General features: G+C 35.9%; 19 protein-coding genes. 3 read left to right on the top strand and 16 right to left on the bottom strand.

Features of this window, described 5'->3' with window-relative positions; all coding sequences use genetic code 11:
* Window positions 1-27 precede the first annotated feature (27 nt).
* The 3 genes from CN288_RS01815 to CN288_RS01805 all read right to left on the bottom strand — a co-directional run bounded on the left by CN288_RS01815 (window position 28) and on the right by CN288_RS01805 (window position 3,730).
* Window positions 28-2,340, bottom strand: coding sequence for a DNA internalization-related competence protein ComEC/Rec2 (locus CN288_RS01815; RefSeq protein WP_098301763.1), 2,313 nt, complete (start codon window positions 2,338-2,340; stop codon window positions 28-30).
* A gap of 174 nt (window positions 2,341-2,514) precedes the next feature.
* Entirely contained in the window at window positions 2,515-3,072 is a 558-nt protein-coding gene (locus CN288_RS01810) for a ComE operon protein 2 (protein WP_026589870.1), read from the bottom strand.
* A gap of 61 nt (window positions 3,073-3,133) precedes the next feature.
* Window positions 3,134-3,730 carry a helix-hairpin-helix domain-containing protein gene (locus CN288_RS01805; protein ID WP_026589869.1) on the bottom strand — a complete coding sequence of 199 codons (597 nt, stop codon included), beginning with the start codon at window positions 3,728-3,730 and terminating at the stop codon, window positions 3,134-3,136.
* 82 nt (window positions 3,731-3,812) lie between these two features.
* Between CN288_RS01805 and comER the strand changes: the two genes are divergently transcribed.
* Window positions 3,813-4,640 carry a late competence protein ComER gene (comER, locus tag CN288_RS01800; protein ID WP_098301762.1) on the top strand — a complete coding sequence of 276 codons (828 nt, stop codon included), beginning with the start codon at window positions 3,813-3,815 and terminating at the stop codon, window positions 4,638-4,640.
* 170 nt (window positions 4,641-4,810) lie between these two features.
* On the opposite strand, the gene CN288_RS01795 is transcribed toward comER, so the two are convergent.
* The 8 genes from CN288_RS01795 to CN288_RS01760 form a co-directional block, all read right to left on the bottom strand.
* Window positions 4,811-5,560: a class I SAM-dependent methyltransferase gene (locus CN288_RS01795; RefSeq protein WP_098301761.1), complete on the bottom strand. Its 750-nt coding sequence runs from the start codon at window positions 5,558-5,560 to the stop codon at window positions 4,811-4,813.
* Window positions 5,557-5,913 carry a ribosome silencing factor gene (gene rsfS / locus CN288_RS01790; protein WP_026589866.1) on the bottom strand — a complete coding sequence of 119 codons (357 nt, stop codon included), beginning with the start codon at window positions 5,911-5,913 and terminating at the stop codon, window positions 5,557-5,559. The genes CN288_RS01795 and rsfS overlap by 4 nt, the downstream gene beginning before the upstream one ends.
* The gene (gene yqeK, locus CN288_RS01785; protein WP_026589865.1) at window positions 5,910-6,479 is read right to left on the bottom strand and encodes a bis(5'-nucleosyl)-tetraphosphatase (symmetrical) YqeK; all 570 of its coding nucleotides are present in this window, start codon (window positions 6,477-6,479) and stop codon (window positions 5,910-5,912) included. Before yqeK ends, rsfS begins: the two co-directional genes overlap by 4 nt.
* Window positions 6,469-7,038 carry a nicotinate-nucleotide adenylyltransferase gene (locus CN288_RS01780; protein WP_090687549.1) on the bottom strand — a complete coding sequence of 190 codons (570 nt, stop codon included), beginning with the start codon at window positions 7,036-7,038 and terminating at the stop codon, window positions 6,469-6,471. Before CN288_RS01780 ends, yqeK begins: the two co-directional genes overlap by 11 nt.
* A gap of 160 nt (window positions 7,039-7,198) precedes the next feature.
* Window positions 7,199-7,492, bottom strand: coding sequence for a ribosome assembly RNA-binding protein YhbY (gene yhbY / locus CN288_RS01775; RefSeq protein ID WP_026589863.1), 294 nt, complete (start codon window positions 7,490-7,492; stop codon window positions 7,199-7,201).
* 4 nt (window positions 7,493-7,496) lie between these two features.
* Window positions 7,497-8,330: a shikimate dehydrogenase gene (gene aroE / locus CN288_RS01770; protein WP_026589862.1), complete on the bottom strand. Its 834-nt coding sequence runs from the start codon at window positions 8,328-8,330 to the stop codon at window positions 7,497-7,499.
* A 15-nt stretch (window positions 8,331-8,345) separates the two neighbouring features.
* Window positions 8,346-9,452, bottom strand: coding sequence for a ribosome biogenesis GTPase YqeH (yqeH, locus tag CN288_RS01765; protein ID WP_026589861.1), 1,107 nt, complete (start codon window positions 9,450-9,452; stop codon window positions 8,346-8,348).
* Window positions 9,453-9,455: 3 nt separating this feature from the next.
* Complete coding sequence (locus CN288_RS01760; protein ID WP_026589860.1) at window positions 9,456-9,968, bottom strand: YqeG family HAD IIIA-type phosphatase; 513 nt, start codon at window positions 9,966-9,968, stop codon at window positions 9,456-9,458.
* 244 nt (window positions 9,969-10,212) lie between these two features.
* On the opposite strand from CN288_RS01760, the gene CN288_RS01755 reads away from it, so the two are divergent.
* Complete coding sequence (locus CN288_RS01755; protein ID WP_026589859.1) at window positions 10,213-10,368, top strand: sporulation histidine kinase inhibitor Sda; 156 nt, start codon at window positions 10,213-10,215, stop codon at window positions 10,366-10,368.
* A gap of 148 nt (window positions 10,369-10,516) precedes the next feature.
* Here the strand turns inward: CN288_RS01755 and CN288_RS01750 are convergent, their stop codons facing one another.
* From CN288_RS01750 to rpmG, 3 genes are all read right to left on the bottom strand, one after another.
* The gene (locus tag CN288_RS01750) at window positions 10,517-11,314 is read right to left on the bottom strand and encodes a phosphatidylserine decarboxylase (RefSeq protein ID WP_026589858.1); all 798 of its coding nucleotides are present in this window, start codon (window positions 11,312-11,314) and stop codon (window positions 10,517-10,519) included.
* A gap of 307 nt (window positions 11,315-11,621) precedes the next feature.
* The gene (gene sigK / locus CN288_RS01745; protein ID WP_026589857.1) at window positions 11,622-12,335 is read right to left on the bottom strand and encodes an RNA polymerase sporulation sigma factor SigK; all 714 of its coding nucleotides are present in this window, start codon (window positions 12,333-12,335) and stop codon (window positions 11,622-11,624) included.
* A gap of 236 nt (window positions 12,336-12,571) precedes the next feature.
* A complete protein-coding gene (rpmG, locus tag CN288_RS01740) occupies window positions 12,572-12,721 on the bottom strand; it encodes a 50S ribosomal protein L33 (protein ID WP_001265619.1) in 150 nt (49 codons plus the stop codon).
* A gap of 380 nt (window positions 12,722-13,101) precedes the next feature.
* Here rpmG and CN288_RS01735 point away from each other — a divergent pair, with 380 nt between their 5' ends.
* Window positions 13,102-13,752, top strand: a complete 651-nt coding sequence (locus CN288_RS01735; protein ID WP_026589856.1) for a GTP pyrophosphokinase — start codon at window positions 13,102-13,104, stop codon at window positions 13,750-13,752.
* Between the two features lie 35 nt (window positions 13,753-13,787).
* Here the strand turns inward: CN288_RS01735 and CN288_RS01730 are convergent, their stop codons facing one another.
* Together CN288_RS01730 and CN288_RS01725 are read right to left on the bottom strand one after the other, a co-directional pair.
* The gene (locus CN288_RS01730; protein ID WP_026589855.1) at window positions 13,788-14,267 is read right to left on the bottom strand and encodes a hypothetical protein; all 480 of its coding nucleotides are present in this window, start codon (window positions 14,265-14,267) and stop codon (window positions 13,788-13,790) included.
* A gap of 56 nt (window positions 14,268-14,323) precedes the next feature.
* Window positions 14,324-15,709 (bottom strand): alkaline phosphatase, encoded by a 1,386-nt coding sequence (locus CN288_RS01725; RefSeq protein WP_026589854.1) that lies wholly within the window; start codon window positions 15,707-15,709, stop codon window positions 14,324-14,326.
* Between the last annotated feature and the right edge of the window lie 233 nt (window positions 15,710-15,942).

Genomic DNA, 15,942 nt, shown 5'->3' with positions numbered 1-15,942 from the left:
CCTTCTTTTTTCACTTCATCTTTTCTATCATTCATCATATGTCATTTTACTTTGAAACGTTCCCTTTTCACCTTCAAAAACATAGGAAATAGCTCCTTGCTTGTCCGTTCGCCATATTTCAATATCCATTTCTAACAAACGTTCTAACACTTGCTGATGCGGATGACCATATCGATTATGTTCTCCAGCGGAAACAATTGCTTTACGGGGCTGGATGAGTTGCAAAAAAGATGATGAGGTTGATGTCTTACTACCGTGATGCCCAACCTTTAAAATATCAGCTCGCAATTCTGGGTACTGTTCTACAATTCGACGCTCGCCCTTCTCTTCTAGATCTCCAGTAAACAGCCATGCAAGTTCACCTATCTTTGCCCATAACACAATTGAAGAATCGTTATCCCCATTTTCTCTGCCCTCTGGAGATAACACAACAAATTCCGCTTCATCTATTTGCCACCTATCCCCTTCTCCCACGATGTTCGTTCGTATATTCTTTTGTTTTGCCATATGCTTCAATTCTTTTTCTAACACCGTATCCTCTAGCTTCCTTCCAAACACAATTTCTTCTACAGTAATAGATGATACTACTTCTTTTGCAGCTCCCATATGATCTGTATCACCATGCGTCACAATCAACTTATCAATTTTTCGAATACCTTCTTTTTGTAAAAATGGGAGAAGAATATCATGTCCAACAGAAAACTCATGTTTTTTCTTCTGCCACACTTCTTTTTTTACAGGAATCGTCCCTCCTGTATCAACGAGATAAATTCCCTTGTCATATGGAAGACGAATCAAAATTGCATCCCCTTGTCCAACATCAATAAAAGTCACACTTCCGCTAGCACGGAAATAAGGCGAAACATAATGAAAAATACACATAGAGAGGAAAATTCCGGCGACTAGGAACAAATAACGTTTTTTGGCCGCTTTTTCCCAGACAACAAATATACCAATAATACTAAAACAATATAAAACCATAAGAAATAGAGGTGTTTGTCCAAAAGTAAGACGAAGAAGCGGGAGGGTTTCACAATATTGAAGAATCTCATTCGAAAGCGTTAAACAGACTGATAATCCGTGTGCCATCCATGTCGATATAAAAGGAACAAATAACATACAAAGAAACATAACGATGCTACATGGTAACACAATACAAGATAAAAACGGGACATATATAAGATTGAGGAAAATACTGTATGGGGAAAAATAACCAAAATGATATAACAAAATAGGAATACTAGCAAGTTGTGAAATCAATGAAAGATAGATTGTATTTTGAATTAGACCGTTATCCTGTTTTAATAAACGATTCGTTGAAAGCAATAGCGCAAAACTACCAACAAACGAAAATTGAAATCCAATATCAAAAGCCATATAAGGATCATATAAAAACATCAATATAGCCGTCATACTAAGTGCATCTAAACTCGTAACACGGATAGAATGCATGAGTGCTAGCAACAACATAACACCCGTTACAGAAGCTCTCACGACAGATGGAGATGCCCCAGCTAAAAACATATAAAGGGGAATACAAACAATGAGACATATTGTTGTCATTTCCCTAGTTATTCCAATCCTAAGCAAAACAAAGTAGCCAATTGCCGTTAACAGCACAATATGCGACCCCGAAATCGCCAATAAGTGAATAAGGCCAAACTGTTGGTATTGTTCTTCTACTTCAAATGTCATCTGTTGCCGATCACCAAACAACAACGCATTCATAAATGCTCCAGGTTGCCCAGGAAACATTTCTGTCACTATCGACACTGCGTTTTGGCGTAATAAAAAAAACCACTGTGTGAACGTCAAAGATTTTTGGGTACAATTCGAAATCTCTTTTGCTTCAAATAAAAAATGAATCTTTTGCTTATACAAATAGTCACGATAGTCAAATCCATGAAAATTCCTTGCTTCTGATGGTACTTTCATTTCTCCTTTAAATGTACAACTCATACCCGCATGTAATTGCTCCAACTGTTCTTTTTGTTTAGCTGACTGAATTTTGTAAAATAATTGCAACGTATCCCTCTCATTGACCTCTATTTGAAAAGAAAGCCGATCACCATTTATAAGAGGTGTCGTTTGAATTACACCATCTGTCATTTCAAATTCTAACCCTTTTGAAGGCTGATTTTCCAGTTCCATATATGAGGTATAGAGGAAACCACATAAACCTGCCAGTATACAAAAAATGAGGACTTGGTGCGAAGTACGATATATACAGAATAAAATATAACAACCAAACACACTAACAGACAACAACTGAAACGAGGAACAGGAAATTGCAATCCCCATAGCAAACGAGATTGCAACATAGCTCCATTGTCCACGCAACTTATACTCACCCCTTATAGTGGGTGTTCGAAAAGGCCGGTAAAGATGACTATTACATTTCTTCACCTGCACCGCCAGTCCGGTACTCATGTAGTCCCACCTACACTCCGCACTCTCCTAGCTTCCGTGCCTCGAACCACCAGCCTCTCTTTATCCTCCTTTTTGAACACACATCTATATGATCTCTTTTGCTTTAGCGAATACTTGTTGTAATTCATTCATTGTTAAATCATCTTTTTCTAAAGATGAAAACAGTTCTTTTAATTGTACATTACGCTTTTGTTGCTCTATTGATGTAATATCATATTCTAGTGGAACATGTTTCACTTTCACATTTGCTTGCTCAAACAATTCTATAGCGTAAGGGTGATTTTTATAATCTTGTGCATAATAAACAGCTGTAATACCACTTTGAATAATGGCTTTACAACATTGTAAACAAGGAAAGTGCGTGACATACATCTCCGCATCTTCTGTTTTCGCACCAAATTTCGCACATTGCAACAGTGCATTCATTTCAGCATGAATTGTACGAACACAGTGATTATCAATGACGTAACATCCATCATCTATACAATGCACACCACCCTTGATTGAACCGTTATATCCGCCCGCGATAATTCTCTTATCACGGACAATTGTCGCTCCTACCGCAAGCCTTGTACATGTGCTACGCAGTGATAACAAGTGACTTTGCGTCATAAAATATTGATCCCAAGAAATTCGTTCCATATGTTCACCTACTTTTTCATCTACTTGTAGTGTAGCGAAAGAAGAAAAAGTTCGTCAATCCTTACGGAATAATTATTTTATTTTTTATTTTTTCAAGAGACTTCTCTCCGATACCATCTACCTCCAGTAAATCTTCTATTTTTTGAAACGGACCATGTTCTTCTCGATATTTCATAATATTTTCTGCTTTTCGAGGTCCAATTCCCGTTATTTTTTCGAGTTGCTCTTTTGATGCAACATTAATTTGAACTTTCTCCTCCTGCCCTGAAGGTAGATTGGCTCCCTGAACCTGCTCTCCTTTTTTTGGGACATAAAGTAGCATTTGATCTTGCATACGCTGTGCTAAATTTACTTTTGCACGATCCGCTTCAGGTAAAAAACCACCTGCTTTTTCAATCCCATCTTTTACACGTGCATCCATCTCTACCTCATATACCCCTTCACGGTGCACTGCTCCTTTTATATCAATCATCATTGTTTTTTTCTTTTCTTTTGAATCTGCTAATTTCAATTTTCCTTTTTTCTCTTCACTCTTTATATTTGTGTCAATTTTCACAGCCGATTGCATAGCTTGCTGCTTCGTCTGCCACATAAAAAGGATACCTACAACACCAACAACTCCTAATAAAGCGAGCCACTTCTTTTGAAAATTCCGCATGATTTTAATACCTCCAATTCATAAATTCACAACATGGTTCATATTGTTTAGGAGAAAGATGTTACGAAGGAGGGATGAAACATTGAACATAGGAATTATAGGGACAGGAAACATGGGGAATATACTGATCGATGCATTTTTAGAAACCCATGCTGTCAAACCTTCGTGCCTTACTATTATTAATCGTACGCCTGCCAAAGCATATCATACAAAAGAGAAGTATCCTTCTGTTCATATAGCAAAGACTGTGGAAGAGGTAATTGAACGCTCTCAACTTATTTTTATTTGTGTTAAACCTTTAGACATTTATCCAATTTTAAAAAAACATGCTGACCACTTTACTGATGAAAAATGTTTAATTTCTATTACAAGCCCCATATCAGCAGATCAAGTAGAAAAGGTTGTATCTTGTAACGTCGCACGTATTATTCCGAGCATCACAAACCGAGCGTTCTCTGGCGCCTCACTATTTACATTCGGCAAAAACTGTTCGAAGGAATGGAAACAAAAGTTACTTCGTCTATTTGAAAATATTTCCACACCTATTGTAATTGAAGAAGGTATTACACGGGTTTCATCTGATATCGCAAGCTGCGGGCCTGCATTTTTCAGCTACTTACTACAATGTTTCATTGATGCTGCTGTAGATAAAACAAATATTACCAATGAAGAAGCAACTATTTTAGCAAGTGAAATGATTATCGGGATGGGGAAACTACTAGAGAAAAAAGTTTTCACATTACCAACTCTGCAAGAAAAGGTATGTGTAAAAGGCGGCGTTACAGGAGAGGGTATTCGGGTTTTAGAGGCTCATGTCGGAAATATGTTCCATAAATTATTCGAGCGAACACACGAAAAATATGATGAAGATTTAGAAGGCGTTGAACAACAATTTAAGAAGCACACGTAAATAATACGCCGCAATGATACAAAACCCTCTAAAAAACGATGATCTTTTCTCATCCTATTTTTTATCAAACTTTTATTTTTATATTTTCTAGGTATTACTTTTCTACTTTTCTATAAATAAAATATCATATTCTAAACAAGACAAAAGCAACCTAATCGGTTGCTTTTGTTTTATCTATTCTTTTTCACCATAAAAAAGATACGTTCCGTTTGTTCAGTTACTTCTATTCGTTCAAAATCACCTGTTACACGAAGGATTGTAAATCCAGCTTCTTCAAGCCATTTTGTTACTAATTCAACTGAATAAGCACGTTGCATATGGCATTCATCAAAGCGATGATATACACCTTCCTCTGGATCCTGTACAAAAAATGACAAGTCATGTTCTACACTATTTGATTCTTCATCAAGGAAGCAGTTCCAAATAAGAGCTATCTCTTCCCCATTAACTGTGTACGTTTCATTTTGAAATACATGATGAATTTTATATAAAGAGTGTATATCAAATAAGAACAAACCATCTTGGCGCAAGTGATGATATACGCGTCTGAAAGTCTCTTGTATCCCTTCTTCTTCCAATACATAATTCAATGAATCACAAAAGATTGTAATACAATCAAATTCACCTGGAACATCCAGCTCTCTCATATCTTGTTGATAAAAAGGAATAAAAAATCCTTCTCCTCCAAGTTTTTGTTGTGCAACTGTTAACATTTCTTCTGAAAGATCGACACCAATCACGTCATAACCTTTTCGCACAAGCGGAAGTGTTACATTCCCAGTCCCGCATGCTACATCGAGAATCTTCGCCTCTTTCATACCTGCCTGCTGTAAGCTTTCTTCTGTGAATTCTACCCATTTATCATATGGAACATCATTCATAAGTTCATCATACAACAAAGCAAATTGCTCGTACCTCATTGACCTAACTCTTCTGTAATATCTTCACGTGGTACATCGCCCCATAGGCGCTCTAAATTATAATGATCACGCTCATCTTTATGGAATACATGTGCAACTACATCGCCAAGGTCCACTAAAACCCAACGTGCTTCATCAAAACCTTCCATGCGTTGTACGTCGATTTGAAACTCATGTGCCTTCGCTTTAATTTCACGTGCAATTGCTTGTACCTGCTTATCTGAATTCCCGTGACAAATAATAAAATAATCTGCAATTGGTGAAATACCTTGCATGTTTAGTACAACCATATCTTCTGCTCTTTTATCATCAGCTGCTTTTGCTGCTAACACTAATAACTCTTTATCTTTCATTCCGTAATTTCCTCCTTGATAACTGCGTTGTATGTTTGAAATGTTAACGGATAGATCGTTTGATCTTTTTCCATTAAAAATTGAATTGTGCGCTTTAATGCAAATAATAAGGCTTTATTTATATCTTCTCCTGCTAACTTCCGCGCTTCTTCCACACCTGGAAATTTGCGGCCTGGTTCAATATAATCCGCCACATAAATAACTTTATCAAGCATTGTCATCTTTTCATGACCACTTGTATGATATGTAATAGCTTGCAGGATTTCTGGATCCGTAATGCCGACTTCTTTTTCTACTAAGTATGCCCCAACTGGCGCATGCCATAACTCTTTGTTGTAGTGAAGTAAATCTTTTGGCAACTCTTCCTGCTTAATAATATCTTCCATTTCTTGAATCGGTCTACATTTTGCATAATCATGAAATATAGCAGCCATTTCCGCTTTTTTCTCATCCACACCATATAACTTAGCAAGTTTAATTGCCGTTTCCATCACACCAATTGTATGTATATAGCGCTTTTCATGCATTTGTTGTTTTACAATCTTAAGTGCTTTCTCACGATTCATACAACCCATTCCTCTCGATATATACGTGTACTTGTTCTGGAAGCAAATATTTACACGTTTTCTTCTCCTTATACCTCTTTCGTAATAAGGAGGAAGAAACCGCAAATTCCGGAATCTCTACTGTAACGATTTCATAAGGTGTATGTAATGTATATCCCGGTCTTGCAACTCCAACAAAGGTTACAAGCTGCAGTAATTTCTCAATGTTATACCATTTGGGCAAATACTCAACCATATCTCCGCCAATAATAAAATAAAACTCTACATCCGGATACTTCTTTGTTAATTGTAACATAGTGTCATATGTATAGGATGGGCCCTCTCTTTTTAGCTCTTCTAAACAAACCGAGAAATACTCCTCTTTCCCAATTGCTAACTCTAGCATGTTTAATCGATTTTCCACACTTGTAATATTGCGACCCTGTTTATGAGGTGGAATTTGATTCGGCAAAAACCATACTTCATCAAGAGCGAGTGTATCATACACCTCATTTGCAATTAACAAATGTCCATAATGAGGCGGATCAAACGTACCGCCAATGATTCCGATCTTTTTCAAAGGAAACGCCTCCTTTAGTTCACAAGCAGTAATCTTTCCGAAACAACATGAGGAAAGATTACTGCCCGTAAAAGTTCAATTGGTCTAAACCCTATTAACAAGAACAAATCCCGAACATAGCGGGCATAAACTATGGAAACGACCTACACCATTCTAATTACTATTGTGGAAGTTTGATTTGTTTATTTTCTCTTGATTCTTTATATAAAACAATTGTGCTTCCAATTACTTGGACGATTTCTGCTCTCGCACCTTTAGATAGTTCTTCTGCAACTTCACGACGATCAAATTCACAGTTTTGTAGTACGCTCACTTTAAATAACTCACGAGCTTCTAATGCATCTGCAATTTGTTTTACCATATTTTCATTTACGCCGCCTTTTCCCACTTGAAAAATCGGTGTTAAATGATGTGCTTTTGCACGTAAAAATCTTTTTTGTTTTCCTGTTAACATATAGTTAGCCTCCAAGCTTTCTCATTACTAATTGTTTCATTCTTTCGATATTTGGCATACGTCCTGTCCACATTTCAAATGCAAGTGCCCCTTGATAAACAAACATATCAATTCCATTTTGTACGATTGCTCCTTTTGCCTTCGCCTCTTGCAGAAGCTTTGTCTCAAATGGATTATAAATAATATCCGAAACAATCGTTCCTGGTTTCAAGGATTGAATTTGCAGTGGTGTATTTTGGACATGTGGATGCATACCTATTGTTGTCGTATGAATGATAATATCATAATTGTTTTGTTTTTCTGTTGCTTGCTCCAACGATAGTGCATACGACAGAATTCCCTCTTTACATCCAGCAATTAACTGCTCTGCTTTCTCTATTGTTCGATTAGCAATATCGATTTCTTTTACACCTGCATCTACAAGTGAAAAATAAATACCACGACATGCCCCACCAGCACCAAGTAATAAAATACGCTTTTGATAAAGTGGCTCTTTACTAATTGATTGTAAAGAACGAACATAACCAATTCCGTCTGTATTATAACCAATTAATTTTCCATCTCTATGAACTACCGTATTCACAGCACCAATTTGCATTGCTAACGGATCAATTTCATCTAAGTATTTCATAATCGAGACTTTGTGTGGAGTCGTTACATTAAATCCCGAAACTCCTAATGCCTTTAATCCTTTCACTGCTTCCCCTAGCGTCTCTTCTTCAACAAGAAAAGCATGGTAATGGGCATCTATACTTAAATGTTCAAATGCATCGTTATGCATCAGCGGTGATAATGAATGTCCAATTGGATTTCCGATCACACCATATAATTGTTTCATAAATTCCTCTCCATATTAAATTAAAGATTTACGTAATGAAACACTAACTCCTTTTGGTACATGAGCAACAATCTTTGCCCCAGGCTCATTTACAGTAACCCATCCTAAGCCAGAGAATACAACATCTGTTTTTGGCTCACGAATATTAAATTCGTATTTCACAAACTCAGGCATATTTTCTAGTTCCTCTGGGGTTGGTGGATTTAATAATTCCCCTGCATGTTTTTCATACAATTCATCTGCTTTTTCAAGCTTTGTACGATGAATCGTTAAGCGATTTGAGAAATGGCAAGTGAATGCACGACGACCGCCACTCACGTAATCAAAGCGTGCTAATCCACCAAAGAATAACGTTTGTTCTTCGTTTAATTGGAATACCATCGGCTTAATTTCTTTTGTCGGTGTAATCAGCTTTAAGCTTTGTTTTCCAACATAATGTGCCATTTGATGATGATTAATAATACCTGGTGTATCATATAAAGACGATGTTTCATCTAGCGGAATATCAATCAAATCAAGCGTTGTTCCTGGGAAATGAGACGTTGTAATCACATTCTCAGTTTCTTCACTGAATTCCTTAATCATACGATTAATAAATGTAGATTTACCAACGTTCGTACATCCAACAACATATACATCTTTACCATCACGGTACTCTTCAATTGCCTCAGCTAGTTCACGAATACCTTGTCCCTTTGCTGCACTAATTAAAAAGACATCTTCTGGTTTTAAGCCAAGTTGTTTTGCACTATAGCGCATCCAATGTCTCAGTTTATCGTGTTTCACTGATTTTGGAATTAAATCCGCTTTATTTCCAACAAGCAATACTTTGTTGTTCCCTACAAAACGATGTAAACCTGGTAACCAGCTACCATTGAAGTCAAAAATATCTACAATTTTAACAACAAGCGCATCTGACTGACCAATTCCATTTAAAATACGCAAAAAGTCATCGTCTGTTAACGACACATCTTGAATTTCATTATAATTCTTTAAACGAAAACAACGCTGACAAATCACTTGTTCTTTTTCTAAAGATGAAGCTGGTGCATATCCTACTTCATTTTTATTTTCTGTTTGAATTTCTACACCGCAACCAATACATTTAATTCTTTCAGTCAAACTTTATTCCTCCCAGTTAATCAAGCCTTTTTTCTTCATATTTCTCATAATTCTTCGTTCAATCTTTCGATTAAAGCGCGTTACTAATCCATCTGTTTGCGCTACTGGTACAACTAAAATCGTATGAAGACCAACACGATTTCCACCCAGTACATCTGTTAGCAATTGATCTCCAATTACTACTACCTCATCAGCAGTTAAATTCATTTCTCGTATTGCACGTTTAAAAGCACGAACAAGCGGTTTACGTGCACTATGGATAAAAGGAATACCAAGTGGATCAGCGAAATCCTTTACACGTTGCTCATTGTTATTCGAAACAACCGTTACTTGAATGCCCTGTTCTTTCATTTTTAAAAACCACTGTTCAAGCTTAGGCGTTGCATTCGGACGATCCCATTCAATTAAAGTATTATCTAAGTCAGTAATAATACCTTTAATTCCGCGTTTCTTTAAATCTTCTGGTTGAATATGGTATACGTTTTTTACGTATTCATTTGGTAAAAACAATTTCAATTTCTTTCACCTCTTTGAGGAGTTTTCATAAAATTTTTCGACAACATTTTTCGATATCGAGCTTGTGGATAACATTGTACACATTTTCCACATTATTTTTTCAGTCAATTAAGAAATTATTAACATTTCATACACACCTTATCCACGGTGTTATGTGGATAAACAGCCGTTTGTGACTGTCATATTTTTTTGGTACATTAGATGCAACAAAGAACCTATCCTTAATTATCGGAGGTGGCTCACCTTGAAAATGAAACATATGGAACAGTTATCTACTGAGTTACTCACTGAGTCTTATTATAAAGCAAAAGAACTAAAATTAAATCCTGACTTCATTTTACTTATAAAACAAGAAATCATTCGGCGATCATTAGAGGACAAGCTTGCCAAATCGTCTTGAGTACATATAGATGACTACTTCACCTGTAAAAAGAGCCATCTTGAAGATGGCTCCTTTATAAAATGAAACTTCCATCCAGAGGAACTTTTCACCCTGCACATAAGCTCATCTAACTTCTTCGTGCCCTTATAAGTTCGTGATAAAACTTTTACTGTACGTTACCATTAGATAAGCGAGTTGCAATTTTTTCACCAAGGAGAAGTTCTTGGCCACTCGTTAACGTTGAAACAACTTCAACCATTCCTTTTTCAAACAGTAACACGACTGTAGAACCAAATGTAAAGTATGCCATCTCTTCACCTTTTTGAACAGTGTTTCTTTCATGAAGAAGCTCAATACTATTTACAAACATCGCTCCTACTTTTACAAGTGACATATGCTGACCTGCACTATCAACCTCTGTAACAGAACGATAATTCTTTGACAATGGCTCTTTTCCATACTTCATCCCTGCTGCGTTGACTGGATATGATTTTCTTCCAAGTACAAATCGCTCTGTCACAGTACCTGTGAGAGGACTATGAATACGATGATAATGACTTGGACTTAAATAAATAACCATATATGTACCGCCAGCATAGCGGCTTGCTCTCTCTTCATTACCTAGCATGTCCACAATTGAATAACGCTTGCCTTTAATATCAAATGTTTTCGTTTCTTCGATAGGTCCATAATCAGCAAATACTCCATCAACAGGACTAACAATACTTGATGGTGCCGCATCAATTTCTCGCTTTCCTTCTTGTAACTTACGTGTAAATAATTCATGCAGCGTCTTATATTCCTTTAAATCTTTTTCCATCTCATCTTGATTCAATTGAAACACTTTCGCATAAGAGGAAATAATAATGGAACTTAAACGAGACTGTGCAAATTTACGTAGTATATAAGAAGTAAAACGTCCATTTGTAAGTTCGATCATAAGTCGATATAATTTACGTCGCAAACCGCGAAACCTCCTAATAATTCTTCATGTAACAATTAAGTTTAGCTTTCCCTTCTTTTCTTTCTATATCATACAGTAGAACTCCTGAAAATAGTTTTTATATTCAATTATCGTAAACAAAGCTGATGATAAAAAAGAAAAGGTATGTACTATTTCATTCTTAAATTCGTTAGCACCTTTTAATATTACAGATAGAACCCATCATTTTCAACAGTGAACGTATATTTCTTCTTAGAGTTTCTTGTTTTATTCCCTTTTCATTAAAAGAAAAACGGCTGCGTTTCAACCGCAGCCGTTTCATGCATCTTTATGCTTTTCCTTTTTTCTCCTTTTCTGCCCGCACAAATTCATGAAACATTTTCATCAGTGCCCGCTTCTCAATCCGTGACACGTAACTTCTTGAAATCCCTAGTGCTTTCGCAATTTCTCGCTGTGTTTTTTCTTTATCCAATCCAAGCCCAAAGCGCTTCACAATGACTTCTTTTTCGCGCTCATCTAAAATATCGATATACTCTTTAATTTTTTCTAATTCCATACTAAGCTGAATCATATCAATGACATCTTCAGACTCAGATTTCAAAATATCGATAAGTGATATTTCATTTCCTTCCTTGTCCTGTCCAATCGGGTCATGAAGTGAAACGTCTTTTTTGGTTTTCTTTAGTACACGCAAATGCATTAAAATTTCGTTTTCAATGCAACGAGCCGCATATGTCGCCAACTTCGTCCCTTTCCCTGCTGAATAACTTTCAATTGCTTTAATAAGCCCAATCGTTCCGATAGAAATTAAATCTTCCGCATCTTCACCTGTGTTTTCAAATTTCTTAACAATATGAGCCACAAGCCGTAAATTATGTTCAATTAACAAATTTCTCGCATGAGCATCACCTTGTTCCATCAGCTCTAAGTACTTTTTTTCATCATCTGATGACAGTGGTTGTGGAAATGCATTGTTTTTAACATAAGAAACAAATATAAACACTTCGCGAATCATGTATCCAATTGCGGCGAACAGACTCAAACTCTTCACCTCCGCAAAAATAATGGTCTTTACTATATGTATGTGGGCGGGTGGTTGTTTGTGTCTGTACCTACTTAAGAATAGCGATGCATAAAAAAATTCTTGTGACATAGCCACAAGAACTTTTAAAAACTTATCCTATGTACTCCAAATCACCTCTCCAGTATGTGCATCAGTATAGCGAATTCCTCGTCCCATGGAAGAAATAAAAAAACAGCTAGATTTCTCTAGCCGCTTTACTTCGTTTCACGATGCAACGTCACTCGCTTTAAACGTGGACAGTATTTTTTTAGTTCAATACGTTCCGGATTATTTCGCTTATTTTTCTTCGTAATATAATTACGATCACCGCATTCTGTACAAGCTAATGTAATATTCACGCGCATATGTAGGCCTCCTTTTCTTAAAAAATCACAACTAAAACGTAATCATTACGATTTATATAATAAATGCTATTATTCTTTTTGTCAATTTCCCTATTATAAACTCTATCCAAATGATTTGTTGAAATCATTCTAAAAAGACAAAAAACTGAAACAATTAGTTCATACGAAATTCACATCAATCTATTATTATTAGAGCTGTACATAATCAATTTACTAACAATCCATTTTATTGATATATGAAATTTAATTAGAAAGGAGATACAGAAATGAAAGCCAAATACCGTTTTATGATCTCATCATTTGCTGCATGTGCTTATATGATCTGGTATTTAGTATAAATAAGCAACCTTATTTGCAAATATGAAAAGGTGTGTATATAAATGAAATATAATCAATCAACCGTTAACTATTGGAAGGCATTTGTATTACCTTATACATTCGCTTTAGAAGAGTTGAAAACAAAATTCGAAATTATGAACCGGGAAGCTCAATTTCTAGAGGACTATAACCCGTTTGAACATATAAAAACAAGATTAAAACAACCTGACAGCATCGTTAAAAAACTCGAGCGCAAAAATTTAGCACCAACTATCGAAAACGCGCAAACGCATTTGCAAGACATTATCGGCATCCGGATTACATGTTGCTTTGTGGAAGATATTTATCACTTAAAGCAAGTCATTGAAAATCGTGAAGATATGGAAATTGTAGAAGTAAAGGACTACATCGATAATCCAAAATCCAATGGCTATAAAAGTTTGCATATGATTATTAAATATCCATTAGCGTTAAATTCTGGTACAAAAGAGGTATTTGCAGAAATTCAATTGCGTACACTCGCAATGGACTTTTGGGCAAGTTTAGAGCATAAACTCTACTATAAATATGAAGGGAATATTCCCGATTATTTAAAAGATGAACTTCACGATGCTGCCATGAAAGCAGAAGAACTAGATAATAAAATGGCGACCATTCGCCAAGATATCGATGAGATTGAAGCATGTTCAAGTCAAATTTTACTCCCATTATAAAGAAAGGTTCTCCTCATATGAGAACCTTTCTTTCTTTATGTCTTTTCTATCGTCCGAACTTCTTCAATTCTCCAATGTTCTTCTTCTTTCCCAAGTGCATACTGTACCTTTTTCTGAAAAGATCTTCCACCATCTATTTCTTTCTCCGCTGTTTCAACAACAACATAATCCCTCTTGAAGTTTTTCACCTGCACATCATTCAACTCAATTTTCTTATTTTCTCTTTGAAATGCAGCTGCCTTTTGTGTTCGTAAGTCTTCAGCACCAACTATTTTGTCCGAAAACAGAGCCATATGTTGATCGAATTTTTTTTCGTTTGTCGTCTGTACAAACGCCTCTATTACATTATGAATTTCTTTTTCTTCTTCTGGTGTTACATGTATCTTCGTTTCTTTTTGTACCATTACTCCTTTCTTCTCTCCATCTATTTTCTTCATTTCCTGCTCTGATTGACATCCCATTAACAATAGTCCCACTATACTAACAAATCCTATTTTCTTAGTGAAATTTCGCATTCAATATTCCTCCCAAAAAGAAAAAGCAAGGCAAAACGCCTCGCTTTACTCCATAACTATTGTCTGCCTTTATTAGGGTCACCGCCACCAACAATATCGAAGACACGTTTTGCTATGTTTGTATTTTCTTGAACGCCTGTGAATAGATATTTACCTGGTCCAAATGCATATACATTCACGTCTTCCCCAGTATGTCCACCTGTTGTCCAGCCTGTAAATGAACGTTTATTGAAGATTTCCTCAATCGCATTATCAATTTTTGTTACATCTTTTGATGACGCAATATCATTCACAGCTTTAATTTCTTCTGGTGTTAATTGTAAATCAATGTATGTTTTCAACGTTTCTTCTACATTTGCACCTTTTGCAATTTCATTTGCCATAAAGTCCGGTGTACGTTTTGCCGCTTTAATTGCATTTGCATCAAAGTTATATTCACCATTTACACCAAGAGAGAACCCACCTGTAGAATGATCAGCTGTTGCAATAACTAATGTATGTTTATCTTTCTTCGCAAATTCAATCGCTGCTTTAAATGCTTTCTCAAAGTCTTCCATTTCACTCATCGCACCAACAACGTCGTTATCATGTCCAGCCCAGTCAATTTGGCTACCTTCTACCATTAAGAAGAAACCTTTATCGTTTTTATTTAAACGATTGATTGCTGCATTTGTCATTTCTTCTAACGAAGGTGCTTTTTCATTACGATCAATCATTTTATCTAAGCCACCTGGTGCGAACAAGCCAAGAATTTGATCACTTTTATCATTCAATAATTGCTCACGATCTGTTACATAACTATAACCTGACTTCTTAAATTCTTCTGTAAGATTACGATCTTTTCTTACAAAGTTATTTACACCACCACCAAGAAGAACATCTACCTTGTGTTTCCCGTTAATTTTCTCATCGAAGTAATCATTTGCAATTGCATCCATATTTTTACGGCTAATATCATGCGCTCCAAAAGCAGCTGGCGTTGCATGTGTAATTTCAGAAGTGGCAACTAAACCTGTTGATTTCCCTTGCGCCTTTGCTTGTTCAAGTACTGTTTTTACTTCTGCCTTATCATTATCCACCGCAATTGCTGCATTGTATGTTTTTACACCTGCCGACATTGCTGTTGCAGCTGATGCAGAATCTGTAATATTTTGATGCTCATCTTCTGGATATGTTTTTTGTGTTCCTACAAGATGTTTATCAAATTCTGTTGACTCCATTTCAAATGTTTTTGGATTATCTTTCATATAACGATGGGCAGTCATATACGAAGGTCCCATGCCATCTCCAATTAAAACAATTACATTTTTAATTTTTGTATCACCTGCTTTTCCATCCGCTTTAATTACATCTGAACGTGTTACGCCCCACGTTACAGCTGAAGTAAGTGCTAACGATGTCACAACCGCAAATGGCCATGCTTTCTTCATAAACTTTTTCACTTTTCATGTCCCCCTAATAGGTTATTAGTTATTAAGTTCCCAATACCCAATTTAAAGGAAGACTATTAAGGAAAAGTTAGCTTCATGTAAACATTTTGTTAAGTTGTGTAAATTTTCGTTATAATTTGTATATCTTTGTCTTATATTATCTAGTTTGGTCACCTTTACAAAAAAGAAAGGTGATCATGTGTATTTTTCAATACTTTACATTCTCTCTATTTATAATTGAATAT

Source organism: Bacillus sp. AFS023182 (genome assembly GCF_002560575.1).
GTDB lineage: Bacteria > Bacillota > Bacilli > Bacillales > Bacillaceae_G > Bacillus_A > Bacillus_A arachidis.
The sequence above is the reverse complement of the archived record's forward strand: the minus strand, read 5'-3'. Positions and strand labels throughout refer to the sequence as shown.

Excerpts from the sequence above, each read along its gene's own strand:
- CN288_RS01810 (WP_026589870.1), bottom strand. The coding sequence starts at position 3,072 with ATGGAACGAATTTCTTGGGATCAATATTTTATGACGCAAAGTCACTTG.
- CN288_RS01805 (WP_026589869.1), bottom strand. The coding sequence starts at position 3,730 with ATGCGGAATTTTCAAAAGAAGTGGCTCGCTTTATTAGGAGTTGTTGGT.
- CN288_RS01795 (WP_098301761.1), bottom strand. The coding sequence starts at position 5,560 with ATGAGGTACGAGCAATTTGCTTTGTTGTATGATGAACTTATGAATGAT.
- rsfS (WP_026589866.1), bottom strand. The coding sequence starts at position 5,913 with ATGAAAGATAAAGAGTTATTAGTGTTAGCAGCAAAAGCAGCTGATGAT.
- yqeK (WP_026589865.1), bottom strand. The coding sequence starts at position 6,479 with ATGAATCGTGAGAAAGCACTTAAGATTGTAAAACAACAAATGCATGAA.
- yhbY (WP_026589863.1), bottom strand. The coding sequence starts at position 7,492 with ATGTTAACAGGAAAACAAAAAAGATTTTTACGTGCAAAAGCACATCAT.
- aroE (WP_026589862.1), bottom strand. The coding sequence starts at position 8,330 with ATGAAACAATTATATGGTGTGATCGGAAATCCAATTGGACATTCATTA.
- rpmG (WP_001265619.1), bottom strand. The coding sequence starts at position 12,721 with ATGCGCGTGAATATTACATTAGCTTGTACAGAATGCGGTGATCGTAAT.
- CN288_RS01735 (WP_026589856.1), top strand. The coding sequence starts at position 13,102 with ATGAAATATAATCAATCAACCGTTAACTATTGGAAGGCATTTGTATTA.
- CN288_RS01730 (WP_026589855.1), bottom strand. The coding sequence starts at position 14,267 with ATGCGAAATTTCACTAAGAAAATAGGATTTGTTAGTATAGTGGGACTA.